General features: G+C 58.6%; 18 protein-coding genes. 8 read left to right on the top strand and 10 right to left on the bottom strand.

What is annotated here, in order from left to right:
* The 4 genes from AC3WVQ_RS31770 to AC3WVQ_RS31755 all read right to left on the bottom strand — a co-directional run bounded on the left by AC3WVQ_RS31770 (position 1) and on the right by AC3WVQ_RS31755 (position 6,249).
* On the bottom strand, positions 1–567 hold the full coding sequence (locus AC3WVQ_RS31770) for a chemotaxis protein CheB (protein WP_492383453.1): 567 nt from the start codon (positions 565–567) through the stop codon (positions 1–3).
* Positions 564–1,403, bottom strand: coding sequence for a CheR family methyltransferase (locus tag AC3WVQ_RS31765; RefSeq protein ID WP_034794888.1), 840 nt, complete (start codon positions 1,401–1,403; stop codon positions 564–566). Before AC3WVQ_RS31765 ends, AC3WVQ_RS31770 begins: the two co-directional genes overlap by 4 nt.
* The gene (locus tag AC3WVQ_RS31760; RefSeq protein ID WP_051659320.1) at positions 1,400–4,846 is read right to left on the bottom strand and encodes a response regulator; all 3,447 of its coding nucleotides are present in this window, start codon (positions 4,844–4,846) and stop codon (positions 1,400–1,402) included. The genes AC3WVQ_RS31765 and AC3WVQ_RS31760 overlap by 4 nt, the downstream gene beginning before the upstream one ends.
* 377 nt (positions 4,847–5,223) lie before the next feature.
* Positions 5,224–6,249 (bottom strand): PAS domain S-box protein, encoded by a 1,026-nt coding sequence (locus AC3WVQ_RS31755; protein WP_492383452.1) that lies wholly within the window; start codon positions 6,247–6,249, stop codon positions 5,224–5,226.
* 315 nt (positions 6,250–6,564) lie between these two features.
* Here AC3WVQ_RS31755 and AC3WVQ_RS31750 point away from each other — a divergent pair, with 315 nt between their 5' ends.
* From AC3WVQ_RS31750 to AC3WVQ_RS31720, 7 genes are all read left to right on the top strand, one after another.
* Positions 6,565–7,422, top strand: coding sequence for a TIGR02587 family membrane protein (locus AC3WVQ_RS31750; RefSeq protein WP_060608044.1), 858 nt, complete (start codon positions 6,565–6,567; stop codon positions 7,420–7,422).
* Between the two features lie 8 nt (positions 7,423–7,430).
* Positions 7,431–7,838, top strand: coding sequence for a TIGR02588 family protein (locus AC3WVQ_RS31745; RefSeq protein ID WP_060516686.1), 408 nt, complete (start codon positions 7,431–7,433; stop codon positions 7,836–7,838).
* A gap of 81 nt (positions 7,839–7,919) precedes the next feature.
* On the top strand, positions 7,920–8,372 hold the full coding sequence (locus tag AC3WVQ_RS31740) for a pyridoxamine 5'-phosphate oxidase family protein (RefSeq protein ID WP_492383451.1): 453 nt from the start codon (positions 7,920–7,922) through the stop codon (positions 8,370–8,372).
* Between the two features lie 245 nt (positions 8,373–8,617).
* On the top strand, positions 8,618–8,869 hold the full coding sequence (locus AC3WVQ_RS31735) for a hypothetical protein (RefSeq protein ID WP_034794901.1): 252 nt from the start codon (positions 8,618–8,620) through the stop codon (positions 8,867–8,869).
* A 169-nt stretch (positions 8,870–9,038) separates the two neighbouring features.
* The gene (locus AC3WVQ_RS31730) at positions 9,039–9,359 is read left to right on the top strand and encodes a PepSY domain-containing protein (RefSeq protein ID WP_060530546.1); all 321 of its coding nucleotides are present in this window, start codon (positions 9,039–9,041) and stop codon (positions 9,357–9,359) included.
* A 21-nt stretch (positions 9,360–9,380) separates the two neighbouring features.
* A complete protein-coding gene (locus tag AC3WVQ_RS31725; protein WP_060530547.1) occupies positions 9,381–9,980 on the top strand; it encodes a general stress protein in 600 nt (199 codons plus the stop codon).
* 246 nt (positions 9,981–10,226) lie between these two features.
* Entirely contained in the window at positions 10,227–10,433 is a 207-nt protein-coding gene (locus tag AC3WVQ_RS31720) for a CsbD family protein (RefSeq protein ID WP_492383450.1), read from the top strand.
* 77 nt (positions 10,434–10,510) lie between these two features.
* Here AC3WVQ_RS31720 and AC3WVQ_RS31715 read toward each other — a convergent pair whose 3' ends face one another.
* From AC3WVQ_RS31715 to AC3WVQ_RS31690, 6 genes are all read right to left on the bottom strand, one after another.
* Positions 10,511–11,731, bottom strand: a complete 1,221-nt coding sequence (locus AC3WVQ_RS31715; protein ID WP_112985841.1) for an NAD(P)/FAD-dependent oxidoreductase — start codon at positions 11,729–11,731, stop codon at positions 10,511–10,513.
* 180 nt (positions 11,732–11,911) lie between these two features.
* Positions 11,912–12,547 (bottom strand): BA14K family protein, encoded by a 636-nt coding sequence (locus tag AC3WVQ_RS31710; protein WP_113554079.1) that lies wholly within the window; start codon positions 12,545–12,547, stop codon positions 11,912–11,914.
* Between the two features lie 327 nt (positions 12,548–12,874).
* Positions 12,875–15,019, bottom strand: a complete 2,145-nt coding sequence (locus AC3WVQ_RS31705; RefSeq protein WP_082566423.1) for a response regulator — start codon at positions 15,017–15,019, stop codon at positions 12,875–12,877.
* The gene (locus AC3WVQ_RS31700; RefSeq protein ID WP_492383449.1) at positions 15,012–17,612 is read right to left on the bottom strand and encodes an HWE histidine kinase domain-containing protein; all 2,601 of its coding nucleotides are present in this window, start codon (positions 17,610–17,612) and stop codon (positions 15,012–15,014) included. Before AC3WVQ_RS31700 ends, AC3WVQ_RS31705 begins: the two co-directional genes overlap by 8 nt.
* Positions 17,599–18,153, bottom strand: coding sequence for a biliverdin-producing heme oxygenase (locus AC3WVQ_RS31695; protein ID WP_492383448.1), 555 nt, complete (start codon positions 18,151–18,153; stop codon positions 17,599–17,601). The genes AC3WVQ_RS31700 and AC3WVQ_RS31695 overlap by 14 nt, the downstream gene beginning before the upstream one ends.
* A gap of 366 nt (positions 18,154–18,519) precedes the next feature.
* A complete protein-coding gene (locus AC3WVQ_RS31690) occupies positions 18,520–18,828 on the bottom strand; it encodes a hypothetical protein (protein ID WP_090299791.1) in 309 nt (102 codons plus the stop codon).
* A 145-nt stretch (positions 18,829–18,973) separates the two neighbouring features.
* On the opposite strand from AC3WVQ_RS31690, the gene AC3WVQ_RS31685 reads away from it, so the two are divergent.
* The gene (locus tag AC3WVQ_RS31685; RefSeq protein ID WP_492383447.1) at positions 18,974–19,528 is read left to right on the top strand and encodes an NADPH-dependent FMN reductase; all 555 of its coding nucleotides are present in this window, start codon (positions 18,974–18,976) and stop codon (positions 19,526–19,528) included.
* Positions 19,529–19,806 lie beyond the last annotated feature (278 nt).

Here is a 19,806-nt window from a genome sequence, read left to right as displayed (position 1 = left end):
TCAGACCTCTTTCAAGTATTCGGCAATGGCATCGAGCGACAGGACGAGGGCGCTCGGGCATGATTGGATTGCAGCTTCCGGCATGGCGCGAGCGTGAGCGCCTTCGGGGTTTTGCACGATCACCGTTCCGCCTGCATTCTGGACAGCCGCCAGGCCGTCTGCCCCATCTCGGTTGGCGCCGGTCAGGACAATCGCGATAAGATCCGGCCCGAAGGCATCGGCAGCACTTTCGAAAAGTATGTCGATTGACGGGCGGGAGAAGAGGACAGGCTCATCAGAGGAAAGGGACAGGTTCCTGTCCGTTTCAACGAGCAGATGATAGTCCGGCGGTGCAAAATAGATCGTGCCGGCCTCGAGCGACTGTTTGTCCTCGGCCTCCTCGACAGGCAACCGGCACTTTGCACGAAACAGGTCGACCATAAGGCTCGGCCTGTCGGATGGAACGTGAACGACCACGATCACGGGCAACGGGAAGCTTCGCGGCAACGCCGGCAGGATTGCCGAAAGTGCTTCGACAGCCCCCGCCGAAGCGCCAATGATCACCGCTTGAGCTTTTGCTGGCGTCATTCGACACGCCTTTGGTAGATCTTCTCCTCACGCACGAAATCCGTGAACGCATCGGCATGAAGGGAAAAGCGCAAATTCTCCTTGGCGCCGAGCCCGAGGAAACCTTTGCGAGCGAGCGAGTCCTTGAAAAGACCCACCGCGCGGTCCTGAAGCGCGCGGTCGAAGTAAATCATGACGTTTCGGCACGATATGAGGTGCATTTCTGCAAAAACGGCGTCGGTCACCAGGCTGTGATCCGAAAACACGACATGGCGGCGCAAGGTCTTATCGAACAGCGCCTTGCCGTATGCCGCCTGATAGTAGTCCGACAACGATGATTTTCCACCCGATTTGCGATGGTTCTCGGTGAAAAGCTGTATCCTGTCGAGTGCATAGACGCCGGCCTCGGCCGCCTCCAGCGCTTCATGACTGATGTCAGTGGCATAGAAGATCGTTCGATCTTCGAGGCCTTCTTCGCGAAACAGGATAACCAGCGAATAAAGCTCCTCGCCGCTGCTGCAGCCAGCAATCCACACCTTCAAGGAAGGGTAGGTCCTCAAGTGGGGAACGACCTTTTCCCGGATCGCCTGGAAGTAACTCGGATCGCGAAACATCTCGCTCACTTGGACGGTCAGAAAACGCAGCAATTGCGGCAGCATTGCCTGATCGTGCAGAAGTCCCTCCTGCATCGCCGAGAAAGTATCGAACCCCAGTTGTTCGCGCGCCTTTTTCAGGCGGCGCTTGATCGAGGCCATCGCATAGTTGCGAAAGTCATAGTGGTATTTGAGAAACAGTGCTTCCAGCAGCAACCGGATTTCGATGTCTTCTACCTTTTCAACGGCGGTGGCTTCGCTCATTTGGGCATCCATACACGCACCAGCGACAGCAGCCTGTCGACGTCCAGCGGCTTGGCCATGTAATCATTCGCCCCAGCCTCAATGCAGCGCTCCTGATCGTCCGGCATTGCCTTGGCGGTCAGCGCAATGATCGGCAACTTCTTCCAAGTCGGGTTCCTTCGGATTTCAGCGGTCGCGACCAAACCATCCATCACAGGCATCATGACGTCCATCAGCACGAGCTCAATCGGGCGCCCGGGGCCAGATGAAGCTTTTTCGAGAACCTCCAGTGCCTCGCGGCCGTTGCGCGCGATCTCGACGATCGCACCGCGCGGTTCAAGAATGTTGGTTAGCGCGTAGACGTTTCGGATATCATCTTCCACCACGAGAATGCGACGCCCCTCCAACAGCGCATCGCGGTTGCGCGCCTTGCGGATCATCTTTTGCTGTTCGTCCGGCAGTTCCGATATCACCTGATGCAGGAACAGGCTCACTTCATCGAGCAGTCGCTCGGGGGATTTTGCCCCCTTGATGATGATCGACTTCGAGAAGCGCCTCAACTTCTGCTCGTCATCCGCCGAGAGTTCGCGTCCAGTATAGACGATGACAGGCGGGAAGGCATAAGCGCTCTGTGAGCTCAACGTCTCCAGCAACGAATATCCCGACGCGTCAGGCAACGACAGGTCAAGCACCATGCAGTCGAAAGTCTGGTGCTTCAGGAGGTCAAGGCATTCGGCGGCGGTGCTGGCGGTCACCGTCTCGACGTCCTGGGTGCCGATCAGTTTTGCCACCGCTTCGCGCTGCACCGGATCGTCCTCGACGACCAGGACGCGATGCATTTGTTTCGTAAACCGCGCCTCGAGCTTTTGCAGAACCTTCAACAGTTCTTCTCGATTGACGGGCTTGATGGCATAACCGGCAGCCCCGAGAGAGTAGGCACTCTCGGCGTGATCGCTCCCCGACACGACATGGATCGGGATATGACGGGTCAAGACATCATGCTTCAGCCGGTCGAGGACGGCGAGGCCCGATTGGTCCGGCAACCCTATATCGAGCACGACGGCGCTTGGCATGAATTCCTTCGCAAGCAAAAGCGCCTCTTCGGCGGTTGCCGCGACAATTGCCTGGAAGCCCATTTCCCGCGACAGATCACGCACGATGCCGGCAAAAGTGTCATCATCTTCGATTACCAGCAGCACGCGTTTTGTATTTGTTAGAACATCTCGGTCGTCGTCGATCCGGCGGATCGGCCTGGGCGTAACCGTACCTGCCTTTTGCGCCGTGACCGTCGTTGCGAGCGTTCCTGGACTTGGCGCAAGAGCTGTCGGCTTGGCCACATCGAACCGTTCCCCGATGGTAACGGTAAACGTACTACCCCGTCCCGCCTGGCTTTGAAGCACGATCGTTCCGCCCAAAAGCCGCGCCAGTTGCCGAGAGATGGAAAGGCCGAGCCCGGTGCCGCCATACTTACGGCTGATTGTGCCATCGGCCTGGTGGAAGGCATCGAAGATCGCCCGCTGATGTTCCTGTGCAATTCCGATTCCGGTGTCGCTGACGGAGAAGCTAACCTTGCCCTCGCCAACCGAACCAATCACCAAGGTGACCTTGCCGGTCTCGGTGAACTTGATCGCATTTGAAAGCAAGTTCTTGAGAATTTGTTCAAGCCGCAACGGATCGGTCTCGATAGTGAGCGGACATTCCTCAGCAAGTTCAACGGAAAACCCGAGTTTCTTCTCGGTCGCCAGCGGCAGAAACACCTGACGAAGGTTGCCGGCCAGTCGCTCGAGCGAAACGGTTTCCGGCCGGATTTCGACATGCCCGGCCTCGATCTTGGAGAGATCGAGAATATCGTTGATCAGGTTCAAGAGATCATTGCCCGAGGATTGGATCGTCTTGGCAAACTTCACCTGCTCCTCAGTCAGGTTTTCGTCGGGATTGTCCGCAAGCAGCTTGGCCAAAATCAAGGAAGAGTTCAGCGGCGTGCGCAACTCGTGGGACATATTGGCAAGGAAGTCGGATTTGTATTGGCTTGCCTGCTCTAGTTCCTTCGCCTTGGCCGATATCGATACGTTCGCGCGCTCCAGCTCGTCGCGCTGAGCCTCAAGCCGCTGGGCTTGTGTTTCCAGCTGAGCATTGGTCTGCTCAAGTTCAATTTGCTGCTGCTCGAGGTGCGCCTGAGATTCCTTCAGCGCCCGCCCCTGCTCTTCAAGCTCTTCGTTTGAAACGCGCAGCTCCTCGCTTTGCGTTTGCAACTCTTCGGACTGCCGTTGCGTTTCCTCCAGCAGGTCGTGAAGCTGGCCGCGATAGGTCGCTGCCTTCACGGCAATCGCGATAGCCTCCGATGCGCGGTCAAGAAAGGTGACGATGGTCTCGTCGATTGGCCCAAGAAAGCCGAGCTCGATCACCGAATTCACTGAACCATCGACCTTTCCGGTCTGGATCGCGAGATGGCGTGGTTTGTCCATCCCAAGCCCGGAACCGAAGGCCAGGTAACCATCCGGGACATCGTCGACGACGATTGAACCCCCTTCCGCAACCGCTTGACCCAAGAGGCCTTCGCGGGGTCGAACCGTCATTGGCAAGTTCGCCTCGGGCGGAACGCCACGACTACAAGCCCGCTGGAACGAACCATCACCGCGAATGAAGATCGCACCGGCAATGGCGCCTGCGTAAGGCGCCAGGAAGTCGAGAATACTTTTGCTCAGCTGCTCGATCGACTGATCGCCCATCATCGCCGACGCCAACCCGACCTGACCAGCCTGAAGCCATTCATCCCTTCGGCGGACGATCGTGGCCTTGCGAATGAGGAGGGCGATTGCTGCGGTCAAAGCAATTCCGAGAAGACCAGAAAGCAGAGTGCTGAGCCGCGCAGTCTTCTGCGCATTCTCCATTTCGGCCAATCGATCAAGGCGCACTTCCAGCTCAGCGCCCGACATGGCCGCAATCTGCGCGCGGACGGCATCCATTTCGATCTTGCCGCGATCGGAGTTTACCATCGCAATCGCCGCCTCAAGACCGTCGGCCCGTCTCCGATCGATGGTCGCCCCGAGTTCCGCGAGCTTGGCGTCCACATGTTGCCTGAGAGCCACCAGCCGCTGACTTTGGCCCGGATTGCTCGCAGTCAGTTGACCGATCTGATCGAGTTTTGGCCGAATGGCGCGAACTGCCGCGTTGTAGGGGGCAAGGTAGCCCCCACTATTGGTCAACAAAAACCCACGCTGACCGGTCTCGGCATCCTGAACAAGCGACAGCAGTTCGTCGAGAGAAACAATGGCAACGTGGGTTTGTACAATCCTCTCGTTGCCCCGTTGCAGGGCCTCCAGGTTGAGATAGGCAACGACGCTGCTTGCGACAAAAAAGAAGAGGGTGCCTGCCAGGCCGAGGGCCACGCCCGCTTCTAGGCCCAAAAGCGCGCGGAACGAGCGCGAACTCAAGCTCGATCTTCTGGTTGCGGTGGCGGACATTCAGACTCCGAGGAAAGAGCAAGCATTGAGTGGAAACAGCGACCGTGTGCTGACGGTGCGTGGCTGGATTGCGAAGACGTTCTGGTTCAGCGGCGGTTCCTGCCGAAGTCGGAATTCGACCAGCCCTGACGGATTCGCGCTGATTCTATGTTGCATTATCAAACCTGCCCGCCGAAGCGTACAAACTTTTGAAATAACAGGCCGCTTGTTCACCCGTCTGCCCCCAAAACCTTTCCCGCTAAACCGCGGAATGCTGAATTTGCGAGCTCTAACTATGGCTCCCTCGTTCTTTTTCCATCTCCCTGCCGCCACCTCATTCTCGCCAGGCACCGCCTGTCACATTTTGGTGACAGTGCACAGTGGTCACTGCAGTGATTTCACAGAGAGAAGCGCGGCCACTCCAGGAAGCGGTCCGCGGGCCCGACCAACCGCCACCGGGCAAATCCGTCTCCGTGGGCGGATTCCACCTTGGCGTTTAGGGCCTGCGGCACTGTCCTCTTTAGCACGACCGCGCCAAAACCCGAGCGCGGCAACTGATAGTCGCGACCTTCAGGGCCAGGGTGCTCATCCCAAGACATCGAAAAGGCAAGGCCTGCCGGGGAAGTGGCCAGCGCCCAGGTAATTGAAATCGTGCCGGCACGCGACCGCAATACGCCGCCCTTTGACGAATGAAGGGCTAACTCGTGGATCGCCATCCCAAGATTTTCGATTGCAGCTGGGGCAAGCGCGATGCCCGGGCCAGAAATCTGACAGAACGCTTCAGCATGAAACGCTGCGATCTGCTTTTCGACCAGGCCTCTTAGATCTGTTGCTTGCCAATCTGCCGACGCAATCAGGTCGTGGGATGCCGAAAGGGCCCATATGCGGTTTTCAAGGTCCTTCTGGAAAACCGCAGGTTCCGTTTCTTCGCTCCTGCTCTGCCGGATCATCGAAAGAATGATGGCATAGTGGTTCTTGACCCGGTGGTTGACCTCCCGCAGCAGCAGGCGAATTCGCCTTTCACGGTCCTTTGCGGATGTGATGTCGCGCGCAACCTTGGATGCTCCGATGATGCGGCCCTTGGAGTTGCGGATCGGGGAGATCGTCAGCGAAACGGTTACAAAGCTGCCGTCCTTGCGCTGCCTGACGGTTTCGAACGGTTCAATCCTTTCACCTTTGCGCAGGCGGTGCAGCAGATCTCGCTCTTCGTCGTGAAGATGAGTGGGTATGATCGTCAGGATTGATCGCCCGACCATCTCCTCGGCTGAGTAGCCGAACATGCGTTCGGCTGCGCCGTTCCAGGTTCGCACGGTACCATCGAGATCCTTGCTGACGATGGCGTCGAAGGACGACTCCACAATGGCCGCAAGCCTCGCTCGCAAGATATCTTCACTCCCCGCCTTGTCGAAAGAACCCAAGGGCATAGCTTACTGCTCCAACTTCACGAACATTCCCTTTCCCAAGGGCTACCAACCCCGTGGAAAGACGTGGACGTTGTTATTGTTCCAATGCCCTGAGCAACGAAAGCATGAGCGCTACGCGCCGGTCGCGATCACCTGAGTGCGGACGGCTGAACGGGTTCGATGTGCACTTGATCGATGCAAGCAAGGAAACGCCGACATTGAGGGGCTGGACCGGCCGGCTGGACATCAGGAACTTGCGCTGTCTCTCGACGTTACCTCTGTCAGAGAAATGCTGCCGCGTCCTTGCGAGGCCGACAGCAACCTTGAGAGGGAAAGATGACCAAGGGCGGGACGCGGGCCGATTTTGACCATGGCCGCTTCGCGAAGGGCCTCGCACGCGGCTTCGCCGGCGCGTTGCTTTTTGCGCTGCCTATGTTCCTCACGATGGAAATGTGGGAACTCGGCCTCTACATCGACCGCGACCGGCTGCTTATTTTGCTTGTGGTCAACATTCCGCTGCTTGTCCTCCTTGCGCGTCGGATCGGCTTTGAAAATGTATCGACGTGGCGCGAAGCGCTGCGAGACGCAAGCATTGCATACTGCCTGGGTATCGCGGCGAGTGTCTTTGTTCTTTTCATGATTGGCGTCCTAAAGATTGGCCAGGCCCTGCCGGAAGTGCTTGGAATGATCGCCATTCAGGCGGTCCCAGCCAGCATTGGCGCCTTGCTCGGCCGCAGCGAACTGGGGACACGAACCGAAAGCGGCGAGGACGAGAAGGATCCGATCGGCGAGACGCGGGGCGATGGTTACGGTGGCGAACTTTTTATGATGGTCGTTGGGGCTCTGTTTCTCGGTCTCAACGTCGCCCCAACCGAAGAAATGATCCTGATATCCTTTAAGATGTCGCTGTGGCACGCCATTGCCGCAATCTTGGCGTCGATCCTGCTGATGCATGGCTTCGTCTACGCCCTGTCTTTCATAGGCGGCCATGAACTCGATGAGAACACACCTGGCTGGCATGCCCTTATCCGCTTCACAACGCCGGGTTACGTCATCGCATTCGCGATCAGCCTCTATTGCCTATGGACGTTTCATCGGCTGGACGGCCTCGATCCAACACAAGCGATTGTCGCCACGGCTGTCCTCGCCTTCCCGAGCGCAATCGGCGCAGCCGCAGCGCGCCTCATTCTGTAGGTAACGTGATGGCAAAGTCCCCGAAACCAGGCTCCGTTGAAAATCGTCGAGCGCATTGGATCGAATGGACGACCGGTGCGGTTTCCACCATCCTGATCACGGCGCTTATTGGCTGGATCAGCTATCAGGCTGCAACCCAGGCCGATGGGCCTCCGGACCTCTCGGTGACGATCGTCAGCAGCGCGGGGAGTGCTGGCGGATATCTGGTCATGTTCGATGTTAACAATGCAGCCGACCGAACGGCGGCCGCCGTCGTCGTACGTGGCGAAATCACCGACAACGATAATGTCATAGAGACCGCGGAGATCACGCTTGACTACGTGCCTGCGCGATCGAAGGCGCGGGGTGGACTGATCTTTCGCAACGATCCTGCAGGTCGCTCCCGTGTTTCCGCGACCGGTTTCAGCGAACCGTGACCGACGACGTGCGCCAGGGCGGTGTCAAGGAACCTGTTTGTGCTCTCGCGGTTAGGACCTGAACGCCAACGGGAGTGCACGATGACTTTGACGCTCAACGACATCTCCAACGAACTGAAGAATATCGACTTCGGCATGCTTTCGACAAAGAAGGCAGACGGAACCATCTCCAGTCGACCAATGAGCAACAATGGCGACGTGGACTATAAGGGGGACACCTGGTTCTTTTGCTTTGAGCAGTCACAAAAAATCACCGAGATCAAGGCAGATCCGAAGGTAGCCCTGACTTACACCGCTCGTCCGAGCCTTCTCGGCAAACCCGGTATTTTCATTGCAATCCAAGGGAATGCTTCGCTCGTGGGTGACAAGCAGACGTTTGCCGAGCATTGGATGAGCGAGCTTGAAAGATGGTTTCCCCAAGGCGTGGACACACCCGGTCTTTTAATGATCAAGGTTCACGCGTCGAAAGTCACCTACTGGGATGGCGATGAGACGGGGAGCATCTTCGCCCCTGACGACCACCCACAAGACTAGCGCGCAAAGCCCTCCGTCCTATGCACCGGCACCCGCGCTCGCTGTTCACTCTCAAGGCGGCCAAAAGCCCATAAAAAGCGCACATCTAGACCCACAGTTGCACGCGCTCCTAACGCACCAAACGCTTGGATGTTCCTTGAAAAAACTTCGCTTTTCGGCCCGCTATCAACGGAACAGAACGACCCGTTTTGCCGTTCAATCGCGGTGAACGCCGGTGTCGTATCGGCCCAATGGAGAACATACAAATGCTGAAACGGATTGCTACTTTCGCCCTCATCGCGGCATTTGCCAGCCCCGCTCTGGCACAGCAAAAGGTCGTTTGCGATGAAGCTTCAATCGCTAAGGCCGAACAGCAAGTCGCGCAAATCTCCGACGGCGCAAAAAAGATCGAGTCCACCAAGGAACTCACCATGGCGAGAGATGCCATGATGGCGAACGACATGGAGAAATGCACGTCGCATCTCGACAATGCCATCAAGGGCATGGACGCCATGTAGAGTCCGTCCGAAGGGAGCATTGATGCTGAAGCGCAGTGTTCCCTCAGTCTGCTGCATATAATCCATCATGCTGCTCACCGGGTCGAAACGAACGGAGATGTGGCTCTTATGATCTCAAATTTTTCCTCCGGATGCCCGCATCTCGAGGATCGAAACGAGGAACAAAATCATGAAAAATATCCTGCTAGCCGCGGTCTTCCTCGGCGTATCGAGTTTGGGCGCGCTCGCGCAGACCGCCACACCTCCCGCTACGGCAGATGGTGATACGCCTGCCGTGGCAACACCAGACACCACCAATCCAACAGCGCCCGTCGCCGGTGCCAACAGTTTCACTGAAGAACAGGCCAAGGATCGCCTTACTGATGCCGGCTACACCGATGTGACCGGTCTAAAGCTCGACGACAAGGGCGTCTGGCGTGCAACTGCCTCGAAGGACGGCAAATCCATGCAGGTCGCGCTCGACTACCAGGGCAACATTGTTGCCAACTAACTCCAGAACGAGGAAATCCCCATGAAAACCGTTAGTGGACTTTTTGACGACTATTCGGACGCCCGCGCCGCTGTGTCAGCCCTTGAAGATCGCGGCGTGCCGTCGGACGACATCAGCATCGTTTCCAACAATGTTGGGGATCGGTACGGCACTGCAAACGAAAGCAACGCGGCTGAAGGCGCTGGGACAGGCGCCGGTGTCGGCGCTGCGGTCGGTGGGATTGGCGGCCTTTTGACTGGCCTTGGGGTCATGGCCATCCCGGGTGTCGGTCCGGTGGTCGCAGCCGGTTGGCTTGCCGCGACCGCGGCGGGTGCTGCCGCCGGCGCGGTAGCAGGTGGTGCCGCCGGCGGGATTATCGGAGCGATGACGGATTCGGGCGTTCCGGAAGAACATGCCCATGTCTATGCGGAAGGCGTACGGCGCGGTGGCGCGGTCGTCACGGCACGGGTCGACGACGCGCTCCAGGCGGATGCCGAAGCGATCCTACGCCGCGGTAGCTGGGTCGACCCGGTGCAGCGTCGAGCTTCTTATTCCGAGCAGGGCTGGCGGCGCTTTGATCCGACGCTCGCTCCCTATACTCCCGATGAGGTTGAACAGGAGCGGCGGCGCTACAGGCGCTGATGTCCCCAAGGCGTCTTCTCGGGTCCTAAATTCATCCGTTGCCGGCATACCGGCATAATGCCGCTGGCAACGGATAAGCATTGCCTAAACCAACGAGGCAGGGCCTGCAGTCGGCTAAACTGTCTCGAGGTTCATAGAGCCGGGCCCGACAAACAGCACCATCATTCGTCTCAACAAATAACGGAACAAGTGCGTAGCTCACTCGTTCAAGAAATGTACCTGAAATAGCAATGGAGCGTCCCCAAAATGGATTGGAACCGTGTTGAAGGCAACTGGAAGCAGATTAAGGGTAAGGTCAAGGAGCAGTGGGGCAAACTCACCGACGATGACCTCGACCAGATCAACGGTAAACGCGAGCAACTCGAAGGCAAGATCCAGGAGCGTTATGGATATGCCAAGGATCAGGCGAGGAAAGATATCCACGACTGGTATTCAAACCAGCGTTTCCATTGATCCAAAGCTACCTCCACTCTTTATCTTCAAAGGCCGCCGTTCCGGCGGCCTTTCTGCTTGCTGCCTGGCTTCAAAGCTCAGCGAAAGGCAAACAATTCGCTATCTGGGTCGCGGTAGCCCAAAATCTCTGACGACACGATCTCCGCAGCGATCTGGCTGTAGGTAATGCCATTGCCCCCATAACCCATCACAGCATAGACATTCTCCAGCCCCGGAACGTTTCCGATAAGCGGCAATCCGTCAGAGGTAATGCCAAAAGGCGCGGCCCAAAGATAATCCGGTTCGCCGATTGGTATTTCCAGGAGCGCCGACAGCTTTGCGCGCAAGATCTGGGATTTGGCTCTAAGCTTGATAGGGTCCGCAAATGCGGTGGCGCTTTCTTCGTCCTCCCCTCCAACAATCAGGCGACCATCCTTGGTCGAGCGAAAATAGAGGTATGGATCGGATGCCTCCCAAAGAACATAGTTCTTTAGCCAGTCAGGCCGTGGATGGTGCGGCTTAGTCGCAAGCGCCCAGGTGGATACCATCCGATGGCCTTGGTGGGCCACGACGTCGAGAAACTCGTAGCCCGTGCAAAACACAACGTGCTTGGCCAGTATGATTTCGCCTGTCGAGGTCGCAGCGGCGTTCCATCCTTCAACGCTGCGTACGTCGGTAATCTCCGTGTCGCCTATGAGCGAAACACCGTCCCTCTGGGCTTTGCGCCACAAGCCGGCTGTCAATTGCGCCGGATTTGCGGCTGCAGAAATATCGGACTCGATTGCCGCAGTCCGATTGAGACCGAACTCTTCGCGCAAGCAAGCAGACTTGAGAAACCTTGCTGAAATGCCAGCGGCCTGCCGCGCGTCGATTTCCAAGCGAAGCGCGCGGGCACCATAGGCATTGCCGGACAGATAAAGAGACTTCTTTTGTTCAAAGCCACAGTCGATTCCAAGACTGTCGATGAGCGTGATCAGTGTTTCCACTGCTCTTGCGGAGCGTTGCCATGCGCGCCGCGCCTTGTCCTGCCCAATCATCGTGGTGAGCTGGTGGAGCGGCACATCGATCTCGTGCTGGATCATCGCAGTGCTCGCCAAAGTGCTGCCTTGTACCGGCCAGCGTCGGTCGACGACGAGAATTTTCATGTCTCGCTTGGCAAGGGACCACGCCATCAGCGCCCCTCCGATGCCGGCGCCGACGATCAACACATCGACTTTGTCAACGGAGATGCGACTTTGCGCGACAACCTTGATATGACGCGTGTTGGACCACAGTGGCCGATTGGACCGCAATTTGCGCTTTCGCGTGATTTTCTCCAACTCTTTGCATCTCCATGTTCCGGTAGAGGTTGGATAGCCGGACGAACGCTCATTCTTCCGCTTTACTCTCGCTATCCATCGGGATCGCGATCCCTTGAATGCCTCAGCCGTCGCAACGCACGCCCGGGAGAGGCCGGTGCCGCCGAAGAATGTTCGTGCCGCAGTTGACTTGCGGGCTGCTCATCGCCCCGACACGGGCCGCACGCTGTTGCTCGCTTCGAGGCGCGCATCTTGGGATGGATAAAGGCAGTGCCTTCGAGGGCCGTTGTAGGGCTGGTAGGTGTTGTCATCGGCTCGATACGACTGATAGCGGACGGTACACGAGACGGTACGCGATTCGGCCGTCGCGTAGCCCACGAACCGCCGATCGATTTGCGCCGTCCGGTCTTTGTGGATCGGGTACATGACCGCGTAAGGCGACTGGCACGTTCGTATTTGTCCACCGTATGAGCGGTACGCGTTGGTTTCGGGGTTATAGGACCGGTAGCGGCTTGAGCACCAATCGCGGTGGGCTGTCGAGAGGCCGGTATGGGAGGTCACCAAGGTTGGAGCGGTGAGTGCCAGACGCCCCGATGTTCGCTTCGCCGAAACCGGGTTCGTGACGTAAGTGGAATAGACGGGCGGCAAACGCTGGTAGTTCTGCTGGCTCCGGTCGATCCGGACCGGTGTTGCGGTCCAAAGATCTGGAGCCGAAGCCGACTTCAGCAGAGGAGGTTCGGTGGGCTTGGCCAGCACGAGTGAGGCGACGGACGCAGCCGCGGCGCTGGCGCAAACGGACAATGCGATGCCAAATGCCAGCGATCCGATCGCTTTCATGGTTTTGCTCCTCTGCCCGTCACTGGGAATGCCTTTTGGTATCAGCGCGAAATCGAAAGCGATTGAATTTCCAACGAAAACGCCTTGCCGCGACGACCGTCGTCGCCGACAGCTAAATGCGGAGGTTGATTTTTTGTTCCCCTTACGGGCTTTGGTCGGACGGAAATTCAGACCAAGGGCGTAGCTTGACCAGAACGAGGGTTATCGAGCACTTCGAAACTCCTGAAAAGAGCGCGGACTTGCAGATTGCCCGGTGGTCCCGTCAGCTGAGCGCAGTTGGCTGTGCATCGGCGAAATGCAGCAAGCCTGGCGCGCCGGGCCCGCTTGTCATTGGCGGATCAAGCTTTCGACCCGCCGCGCCAGCACGTCAGCTGTGAAGGGTTTGGTGACCACTTCCATGCCATGGTCGAGGTGCCCGTGGTTGAGTACTGCGTTCTCCGCATACCCTGTGACGAAGAGTACGTTAAGACCGGGACGCTGGACGCGCACCGCATCCGCAAGCTGCCGTCCGTTCATGCCGTTCGGCAGCCCGACGTCGGTAACCAGAAGATCGATTGTGGGGCGTGCATCAAGCATTTTAAGGGCGGAAGGGCCGTCGCTCGCCTCCAGCACTTCGTAGCCCAGCTCTTCGAGAATTTCGACCGCGACCATCCTGACCAGGGGTTCGTCGTCCACGACTAGGATGGTGTGAACTCCGGTCGCTGCAGGCGCGGGCCCCGCGTCGGCTGGTATGTCGGAGCTATGATCTTCGGCCGCGTGGCGGGGCAAATAAATGCAGATCATCGTGCCCTTGCCCACTTCGGAGTATATGCGCACGGCACCACCGGATTGGCCGGCAAAACCGTAGACCATGGAAAGGCCAAGCCCCGTCCCCTGTCCGATCGGCTTCGTCGTGAAAAACGGATCAAAGGCGCGGGCGACCACATCCGGCGACATGCCCGTACCGGTGTCGCTGACGCACAAGGAGACATATTGCCCCGGCGGCAATCCACGTTGGGCCGCAGCGCGTTCGTCGAGCCACCGATTGCCGGTCTCGATCGTCAAGCGTCCACCATCCGGCATCGCGTCGCGAGCGTTGATGCAAAGATTGAGCAGAGCGTTCTCGAGCTGGCCAACATCGACGAAGGCCGTCCACAGCCCTCCTGCTCCGACAGTCTCGACCGCCACCCCAGGACCGACGCTTCGGCTGATCAGATCTTGCATACCCGCGACGATGCGATTGATGTCCGACGGCTTCGGATCGAGCGTCTGCCTGCGGGAAAAGGCAAGGAGGCGCTGAGTTAGGCCCGCGGCCCGCTTCACCGCCCCTTGTGCTCCCGTCATATAACGGTCGATCTCACCCACACGGCCCTGGGCGAGCCGAGTTTTCATCAGATCAAGGCTGCCGCTGATGCCGGCGAGGATGTTGTTGAAGTCGTGCGCCAGGCCCCCGGTTAGTTGCCCGACAGCCTCCATCTTCTGCGCCTGCCGCAGGGCGTCTTCCGCCTGGACAAGGGCTGCGGTGCGTTCCTCTACCCGTTGCTCTAGCGTTTCGTTGAGCGTGCGGAGGGCCGCAAGGGCATGGTCACGTTCGGCTTCGACCGCGCGCCGCTCCTCGATATCGATCAGGACACCCGGAAATTTAAGCGCAACACCGTCACTGCTGCATTCCACGCGACCGTTCGCCTCGAGCCAGCGATACCTCCCGTCCTCGCGACGCGTCCTGTATTGGTGGGCATAGGCTCCGCCTTTTGCCAGGGCCTCTCTGACCGAGGCCGTCACTCGTTCCTGATCGTCGGGATGAACGGCGCCGACGATATCGGCAAGGCTCAGGCCTGAGCGCCCTTGCTGCGGATCGAACCCAAACGCGGTCGCAAAAGCTTCGTCGACCGTAAAGCGATCGGTAGGCACGTCCCACAGCCACGTGCCGATGATCGCCCCTGCGGCCATCGCCATTTGCACACGCTGTATGTTATCGCGCGCGTGGCTTTCGCTCTCGCGTAGCGCCGCTTCGGCCTTCTTCCTCTCGGTTACGTCGCGAAATAGGACCGCCACCTGGCGCAGGCCTGCCGGCTCGATGCGGGTGGCCGAAACTTCGATATGCCTGGCGACTGATTTGAACTCCTGCTCGAAGCGCACTGGTTTGCCGGTGCGCAACACGCTGCCATAGACGTCCAACCAGACATCCGCGTTGCCGGGTTCAATCTCCCGAAGCCGTTTGCCGACGATGTCCGAGATGCCTGTATGCCGGCCATAGCCGGAATTTGCTTCAAGGTGTACGTAATCGCTGAGCGGACCATGTGGTCCGTCGATGAAGCCAATAATGCAGAAACCATCGTCGATCGCCTCGAAAAGGGCTCGATAGCGTGCCTCTCGCGCGTCGTCGTCGCTGGCGTTATGGACCTTCAGCGCGGCGCCTCCCTGCGACAGGGCCCTCAGCCTCAGGATCTCGTCTTCGAGTTGCTCGCGAGACAGCGACTTGATGTCAGACATCGATTTCGGTCTTTCCCTTCGTCGTTCCTGTCACTGCCCTTTGCGCGTCTCTGGACAGGGTCTCGTCCCACAGCAGTGAAAGCGCTCCGACGATGGCATTTCTGCTGTAGGGTTTGCGCACGATCGGCACGCCGATAAGGTCCAGCGGCAGTTCTGCTCCCTCGCCATAGCCTGTAGCAAAAACGAATGGAGTGCCTCTGCGCACGAGTTCGCCGGCGATCCCGAACGAATTGGTCTGCCCGAGATTGATATCGAGAATCGCCAGTTCCGGAGCAGTCCTCTCGATATGTGCCATGGCCTGCTGCACGGAGCTCGCCGTCGAAACCTCCGAGAACCCTTCGTCCGACAGCATCGCTTCGAGATCAAGCGCTATGAGCATCTGATCCTCAACGATCAGAACCCTGGGGTTTGCACGGCCAAGGCCGCTTTGTTCGGGAGCGGCGGTACCGACCGTATATGTTTCCATTGTCGGACCTAACGCGGTGAGTTTGACGTGTGGGGAGGGGATGCTGAACTCTGCCTCAAGCCCCGATGGTTCGAAGCGGACGGAGCTGCGCCCATGAAGATCGTAGGGGACGCTGCGCTCGATGAGGGCACTACCGAATCCCCTGCGTAACGGCAGAGTGACGAGTGGACCGTTTCGCTCGCGCCAGGAGACGTCGCAATCGGAGCCGGTCATCGTCCAGCGCACCTCTACTTCGCCAGCCGTCACCGAAAGCGCGCCGTATTTGGCGGCGTTGGTCGCGAGCTCGTGAAACACCAGCGCCATTACCGAAAAAGCACGGCTGTCGAGCCAGACGGCAGGACCTTCGAGCGTTATTGTCGACAGATTTGTCCGGTAAGGCTGGAGTTCGGCCTCCAGGAGATCCGCCAGGATCCCGCCCCCATCGCCGCGCACGACCTGGTCATGCGCGATTGCGAGCGCCTCGATGCGACCCTGCAGCGTCGAAACATATGCTTCGAGCGAATTCTTGTGCCGTTGGGGGCTCGCCACCAGAGATTTGATGACGGCGAGGATGTTCTTGACGCGGTGGCTAAGCTCCTGGTTCAGCATCCGCTGCCGAACCTCGGACTTGCGCCGCTCGCCCGCCACCAGCTCGTTGTGTCGCAGCACCACCTCGACGATCGCGACCCGGACGATCTCGGCGATTTCCCGCTCGGCCTCCGACCAGGGCTGCGCCTGCGCCTGGACTGTCTCCTTCCAGATCGCAAAGCTCTTGCGTGGTGTCAGGCGGTCGCCGAGTGGACCTGCCTCATAGGTCTTTTCAGGATTGCCGGCCCAGTTGAGGGTCTGGACCAGTTCTTTGCGAAAAAACACCAGGCAATCCGAGCCGGTTTGCGAAAGGGGAATGGCGAGAACGCCCGAAAGCCGCTCGCTGTAGGCCGATGCCTCCGGGAACTTCTGTGACAGGGCATGTGTCGCCCAAACGCGCCCTTCGCTGACAGTGCGGATGAAGTCCAGAAGAGCGGCTCTTTCTTCGTCCGGCGGAGCGGTGCCGATCCCCGCCCATTTGCCATCGACCATGACGCCGATGCCGTCGTTTGCCAGCAACTGCGAGAATTCACGCAGGCTTTGGCGCAACAGCTCACCCACATCCTCGTGATGGGAGGACAAAATGAGAAAACGGTCGAGCGCTTCGCGTGTGCCGGCGACGGCCGCAACCCGGCGACGTTCCTTCAGAGATTTCAGGTGCAGCGAGAAAAATTCGCCGAACACTTCAAGCGCAACGCGTTGAGCCATCGGCAGGGCGCGCGGCGAATAATGGTGGCAGGCGATCAACCCCCAGAGCTGGCCGTCCAGAACAACCGAAATCGACATCGACGCGGCGACGCCCATGTTGCGCAAGTATTCGCAATGGATGGGCGAAACGCTGCGCAAGTGCGCGAAACTGAGGTCCAATGGTTCGCCGGATCCGTCCAGAACCGGCTCGACCGGGACGCGCGCACCGCTCGCGTCCGAAATGACGCGAATGGTGTTCTTGAGATAAAGTGCGCGGGCCTGCTGGGGGATATCGCTTGCTGGAAAATACTGGCCCAGAAAACTCTCAAGATCGGCGCGTTTCGCTTCGCTGACGACCTTGCCTGATCCGTCCTGCTCAAAGCGGTAGATCATCACGCGGTCATAGCCGATGGTACCGGCAACGATCCGGCACGCGCGCTGCACGAGACGGTCGACGTCGGTGATGTCCTTGATACGGCCAATCATCTCGCGCGCGATATGCAAGGGCTGACCGATCGACGGCGCCGGCTCGAACTCAATGATGACGGCCGACTTGTGAAGGTGGACGGCAATGTCGAACACGCGGTCGCCAAAAGCGACATCGAGCAAAAGGGCCGGTCGTGAGGCCGCTCCCGCGGCCGCAAGCGCATTGCGCAGATCATGCAACAACTTTGGGCCGAGCACGTCGACAAGAGGCCGCCCAAGGAGGCTGCCCTCCCAGGCGAGCATCTTCGCAGCGTTTGCCGATATGCGTTCGATCGTCGTGAACCCGACATTGCACGCCAGAAGACAACCGTGCGGTTGGATGCTCCCGGGGATATGAATGGGCTCCCTGTCGCAAGTCTCGAGGGTGACGGGTTCAACTGGCGACAAGATATGTACTTTCAAAGCAAGTTTGGGCGAGAGCAAACACGGCGTTCGCCGTGACGGCAGACCGAACGACGTCAAAATCGCGGGTTCGTTCGAGGAGCGACAGGAAGGACGGCCATCGGGTCGTGTCGTTCGCCATCGAAACAAGGTGCTTCGCGCCGAAGGTTTCATCGAAACCAAGCTTCAACGCCCTCTGACGCAAGACCCGCGCACCGAGAGACGACCCTTCCACCACGTAGAGGGCACCGAGCAGCGCGCTTGGGTCGGAAAGATCGAAATCAGGCCGAATGCGGCGCGCCGGTGCCAAGCCGAGATCGCACGCGTCCTGAGCAAGCAGCTCTGCAACCCCTGATGGTCGCCAATTCCAGCCTTCAGGCCAAGAGACGTTCCTCAGCGCTTCGTCCATTGTCGCACGAAACGGCAACACGCGCGCTACGTACCGGCGATAGTCCTCGATAGTGCTGAGCTCGCCGACCGCCGCGTCTACCCGCTGATGTGCATCCCGCGTCCTATTCCTCAATTCAACGCGTTCACTTCCGCGCATGCATTTTCCGCCTAATCATAAAATACGACCCGTTCTGTGGCACGTGGCCGAGGCAGGCCCCAGACTAAAATCGCTTCAAGAACTAGGGCATGGCCACGATTGCGACAAGGCAATCGCGTTCTGTTTTTGGAGATGAGAGTGAAGGGCACGGCGCTCGAACATCCAAGGCTGAAAAACGGCTTTCAACGAAACGGCCGCGCAGGCATGGGAAAATTCCTATGATCGAGCGGTTCTATTGATGCACCCCGCAAGCGATCCAGGATCTCTCCGGATCGTGTGTAAGATGGCTCCCTCCTTGGGGACCGTCTTTTTTCAGCCACGTCTTTTCGAGTGCGCTGCACCGTCGCAGAAAGCAGGTGGGCACAGTTATCGTCGCCTCAAGAACGCGCTCCAGATATAACCTGCAACACCCGCGGTGATCAGAACCGGCGTGAGATGACGTCTGATACCGCTTTCTACCGTTTCTAAAACAACGGTCGCCTCGAGCGCCGCCAGTCTGGAAGTCCCCTCCGCTATGGCGATGAGGCGCTCGCCAAGCCGGGCCACGTCGGCCCGCAACACATCAAGCTGCTCTCTTTGCGTCGCCAAGCGTGGTGTCTTGAGAACAAACTCGGCCTTTGGCAGCGGGTCGTCACTCAACGACAAAATATCGCGTTCGCGCGGCTCGTCACTCATTGTTTGGTCCTCCTCGCCCGGTTTTTCTCAACGAGGAAAGGCCGCCCGTTGTTCCCTCGTTTTACCTTCCTCACCGTTGACAATGTGCTTTTGAAAGCGGCGCCGCGTCCACGATGGCTTGCTGGCTGCGGAATTTTCACTATCCTTGAGGAATGAGGATCCTAGGAATTTCAGGAAGTACGCGTCGGCTTTCCACCAATTCGGCCTTGTTGAGGGCTTTCCAATCCCTCGCTCCATTGAAGTCTTTGATAACATTGGTGAGCTGCCGATCTTTTCTCCCGATCTGGAGGGCGCAAACGCCCCAGAAAGCGTCATCCGCTTCGTCGAGAAAATTTCGGCAAGTGATGGGCTAATCATCTCCGGCCCCGAGTGTGTTCGCACCATTCCCGGAGGCCTCAAGAACGCCATCGACTGGCTTGTCTCGGGGGAGGCCGTAATCGCAAAACCGATAGCCCTCATCCACGCTTCGCACCGAGGCGACGACATGCTCGCAGCGCTGCGCACCGTCCTTTTGACATTAAGCTCAAATTTCTCCGAGACGATTTTCTTCCGGCTTCCCGTTATGAAGGAGACGCCAGACGCAATCATGGAAAAGCTCATGGACCCCGCTCATCGTCCGGCGGGGGAGAAATTCCTCAAGGATTTTGCATCGTTTTGCCGAAGCCAGAACGGGGACGTCCCTGACGTGATCGCTATTTGACCAGCGGCGAGACCGACCACAACCCAGAGCGCTGTGGCTCCGTATTTCGAAAGTCGCATAAAGGCTATTGTTCCTGCGAAATATCCTGCCCCAAACACTTCCCCGGCGCAGCTGAACGTGGCAAAACGCGCCCTTCCCGCCTCCCATACCAGTAGCGGCCACTTCCCGATCAAGCACCAATTCAGATGAGCCGATTTCTCAGCCCACAGGTTAATGCCTGTCAAGCTACTCATCTGCACTCAAGGGATTTCATCGCGATATCCTCATTAGCCACAGGG

Source organism: Ensifer sp. EB106-05-01-XG146 (genome assembly GCF_058791875.1).
The sequence above is the reverse complement of the archived record's forward strand: the minus strand, read 5'-3'. Positions and strand labels throughout refer to the sequence as shown.